This is a genomic window from Deltaproteobacteria bacterium, from assembly GCA_003696105.1.
Lineage (GTDB): Bacteria > Myxococcota_A > Polyangia > Haliangiales > J016 > J016.
This window is the reverse complement of sequence record RFGE01000381.1, coordinates 1-3,921: the sequence shown is the minus strand read 5'-3', so window position 1 is coordinate 3,921 and position 3,921 is coordinate 1. Positions and strand designations below refer to the sequence as shown.

At 67.0% G+C, this 3,921-nt stretch carries 3 protein-coding genes; 2 read left to right on the top strand and 1 reads right to left on the bottom strand.

Annotated elements, in window-relative coordinates:
• Nucleotides 1-23 precede the first annotated feature (23 nt).
• On the top strand, nucleotides 24-371 hold the full coding sequence (locus D6689_23040; GenBank protein ID RMH35936.1) for a hypothetical protein: 348 nt from the start codon (nucleotides 24-26) through the stop codon (nucleotides 369-371).
• 78 nt (nucleotides 372-449) lie between these two features.
• Nucleotides 450-3,464, top strand: coding sequence for a preprotein translocase subunit SecA (gene secA, locus D6689_23035; GenBank protein RMH35935.1), 3,015 nt, complete (start codon nucleotides 450-452; stop codon nucleotides 3,462-3,464).
• A 17-nt stretch (nucleotides 3,465-3,481) separates the two neighbouring features.
• On the opposite strand, the gene D6689_23030 is transcribed toward secA, so the two are convergent.
• Nucleotides 3,482-3,832, bottom strand: coding sequence for a PilZ domain-containing protein (locus D6689_23030; protein RMH35934.1), 351 nt, complete (start codon nucleotides 3,830-3,832; stop codon nucleotides 3,482-3,484).
• Between the last annotated feature and the right edge of the window lie 89 nt (nucleotides 3,833-3,921).

Below are 3,921 nucleotides of genomic sequence, written 5' to 3'. Positions count from 1 at the left end.
GATTCTTCCAATTTTCCGCCCATTTGCACGCCGCCTCGGCCCGGGCGCACCTGCGCGACCCGACGATGCGGCTCACCGGCGAGCTGCGCGCCGACGGGCTCGCCACCGCGGCGCCCATCGAGGGCACGCTCGTGCTCGCGCCGGTCGCCCGGCGCCGGATTCGCTACGCGTTTACGTTCGCCGGCGACGACGGTCGCCGCTACCGCTTCGAGGGCGAAAAACGCCTGCGGCTGCGCGGGCTTCGCCGGTCGCTCACGGAGCTGCCCGGCACCATCTACGACGGCGACGGCGCCCGCGTCGGCGACGTGCTCGTCCGGTTCGACCTGGCCGCCGACTGGCGCGCGTTCGCGCGGTCGTGGCGGCCCGCGTAAGACGCCGCGGTCAAGTGTGCTAAGAACCGTTGATTACGCTCGGGCGCGGCCTCGCCCGCCCGCAAGGATTTCGCACGTATGAGCCTGATCAAGAAGATCTTTGGCACCAAGAACGAGCGCGAGCTCAAGAAGCTGCGCCCCAAAGTGGAGGCGATCAACGCGCTCGAGCCGAGGATGCAGGACAAGAGCGACGCCGAGCTCAAGGCGATGACCGCCGAGTTTCGCCAGCGGCTCGACAACGGCGCCACGCTCGACGACCTGCTCATCGAGGCGTTCGCCGTCGCGCGCGAGGCGTGCCGGCGGTCGCTCGGCATGCGGCCGTTCGACGTCCAGCTCATCGGCGGCATGGTGCTCCACAGCGGGCGCATCGCCGAGATGCGCACCGGCGAGGGCAAGACGCTCACGGCCACCCTGCCCGTCTACCTCAACGCGCTCGAGGGCAAGGGCGTCCACGTGGTTACGGTCAACGACTACCTCGCGCGCCGCGACTGCGAGTGGATGTCGAAGATGTACCACTGGATGGGGCTGTCGACGGGCGTCGTGGTGCACGGCATCGACGACCTCGAGCGCCAGCGCGCCTACCGCGCGGACGTCACCTACGGGCAAAACAACGAGTTCGGCTTCGACTACCTGCGCGACAACATGAAGATGTCGCCGGACCGCATGGTCCAGCGCGCGCTGAACTTCGCGATCGTCGACGAGGTCGACTCCATCCTGATCGACGAGGCGCGCACCCCGCTCATCATCTCGGGCCCGGCAGAGCAGTCCGCCGACCTGTACCGCGAGATCAACCGGATCATCCCGCGGCTGAAAAAGGATGTCGACTACACCGTCGACGAGAAGGCCCACTCGGCGATGCTCACCGACCAGGGCGTCGAACGCGTGCAGAAGCTGCTCGGCCTCGACAACCTGTACGACCCGAAGAACCTGGCGTACGTGCACCACGTCGGTCAGGCCCTGCGCGCCCACACGCTGTACAAGCGCGACGTCAACTATCTCGTCGAGGACGGCAAGGTGATCATCATCGACGAGTTCACCGGCCGCAAGATGCCGGGCCGGCGCTGGTCCGACGGGTTGCACCAGGCGATCGAGGCCAAAGAGGGCGTGACGATCGAGGAGGAAAACCAGACCCTCGCGACGATCACCTTCCAGAACTACTTCCGCATGTACAAGAAGCTGTCCGGCATGACCGGGACAGCCGACACCGAGGCCACCGAGTTTCACGAGATCTACAAACTCGACGTGGTCGTGGTGCCGACCAACAAGCCGATGATCCGCGACGATCGGCCGGACCTCGTCTACAAAAACGAGCGCGGCAAGATCAAAGCCGTCATCGAGGAGATCGTCGACTGTCAACGGCGCGGCCAGCCGGTGCTGGTCGGCACCACGTCGGTGGAGAAGTCGGAGGTCATCTCCAAGTTCCTGCGCCAGCGCGGCATCCCGCACGAGGTGCTCAACGCGAAAAACCACTTCCGCGAGGCCGAGATCGTCGCTCAGGCCGGCCGCAAGGGTGCGGTGACCATCTCGACCAACATGGCCGGCCGCGGCACCGACATCCTGCTCGGCGGCAACCCGGAAGTGATGGCGAAGGCGGCGCTGCGCGAGGAGGGCCGCGAGGGAGACGAAGCCCGCTACCAGGAGCTGTACGCCAAGTTCAAGGCCCAGTGCGACGCCGAGCGCGAGGAGGTGCTCGCGGCCGGCGGCCTGCACATCCTCGGCACGGAACGCCACGAGTCGCGGCGCATCGACAACCAGCTCCGCGGACGCGCCGGACGCCAGGGCGACCCGGGGTCGTCGCGGTTCTACCTGTCGCTGGAGGACGACCTGCTGCGCATCTTCGGCGCCGACCGCATGACCGGGCTGATGGAGCGGCTCGGCATGGAGGAGGACACGCCGATCGAGCACAAGTGGGTGACCAAGGCGATCGAAAACGCCCAGAAGAAGGTCGAAGGCCAGCACTTCGATACCCGCAAGAACCTGCTCGAATACGACGACGTCATGAATCAGCAGCGCAAGACGATCTACACCTTGCGCACGCAGATTCTCACCGGCCGCTACCAGCCGGCGCTGTCGGAGGAAGACATCAAGGCGGGCAAGCAGCCCGAGATCCCGACGACCAGCGGGGATTGGACGGTCGACTCGCTCAAACAGGAGGTCCGGCCGCTGATCGAAGACTGGGTTGCGCGCCTGCTCGACGAGCCGCGCATCGACGCAAATGGCAACGAAGTGCGCGCCGACTGGCGCACGCTGCGCCACGAAATTTGGCGGCAGACCGGGTCGCTGGCCGACGAGTCCATCGAGAAGCTGTTCGGCGGCCCCCGCGACGCGCTGATCGACGCGCTCGCCGACGACGTCGCGCGGTCGTGGATCCAGCAGCGCGAGCGCCTGTACGACCTGTGCGACGAGCGCATCGCGGAGATCCTCGACGAGCACTGCCCGGCCAATGCGCCGGCTGACGATTGGGATTTCGACGCCCTCGAACAGGCGCTGCGCCACCAGTTCGCATTCCCGATCGAGGTCGACCGCAGCGTCCACGACCTGCAAGACCTGGCCGATAGCCTGTGGCAGCAAGTCGAACGGCGGCTCGCCGAGCGCGAACAAGAACTGTCGCGACCGTTTTTGTTGTACTTCCAACGCCACTTCCTGCTCGAGGAGATCGACAACCAGTGGATCGATCACCTCAAGGCGATGGAACACCTGCGCGATGGCATCGGTCTGCGCGGCTACGGGCAAAAGGATCCAAAGAAGGAGTACAAGAAAGAGGGCTTCGAGCTGTTCGGCGAGATGATGCGGAACATCCAACGCAACGCGTGTGCGAAGCTGTTCCGCGTCCAGATTCGCCGCGAGGAGCAAGATGTCCCCGAGATGGAGCAGCGGGAGCGAAGGATGCGGGCCGTGCATCCGAGTGCGGACGGCAGCGGCGACGCGGGGGGCGCCTACGGCGACGCGGCGGACGGAGGCGCTCGGCGCCCGCAACAGACCGTGCGGCGCACGTCGCCCAAGATCGGCCGCAACGATCCGTGTCCGTGCGGCTCGGGCAAGAAGTACAAAAAGTGCCACGGCCGCGCGGATCCGCCGGCCGCGACGGCGTAACGGACCGCGGCGCGCGGTCAGCCGTGTAAGTACTCGAGGATGACGGCGAGCTGGCGTGCGACGCCGGCGTCCTCCGACGTCCACATCAGCGCGAAGCCCGGCGGACGGTCGGGGCCGCCGAGATCGACGCGCACGACCTCCGCCTCGCAATCGACGTCCAGCGGCCTGCCAAACTGGTCGCTGCCGAGATCGATGCGCACGCGCACCTGCGCGCCCGGCTCGACCGACGGCAGTTCCCCGCGGTCGAGCGCGATCCACACGCCGCCGGCCGACAAGTTCGCCGCGCGCAGCACGCTCACCTGGCCGTCGCGTTCCACCGCGACCGGCACGGCGGCGGACACGCGTGCGTGCTGGCGGCGCTCGGGCATTGGTAGATCCTTACTCCTTGTCCGTCTGTCGGCGGACGTTGAAGTCAAGACCCCCTTTCAAACCGTGCGTGCGGATTTCCCGCACACGG

Bases quoted from the DNA above. Each gene is read 5' to 3' on its own strand.
- secA (RMH35935.1), top strand. From the start codon at position 450: ATGAGCCTGATCAAGAAGATCTTTGGCACCAAGAACGAGCGCGAGCTC.
- D6689_23030 (RMH35934.1), bottom strand. From the start codon at position 3,832: ATGCCCGAGCGCCGCCAGCACGCACGCGTGTCCGCCGCCGTGCCGGTC.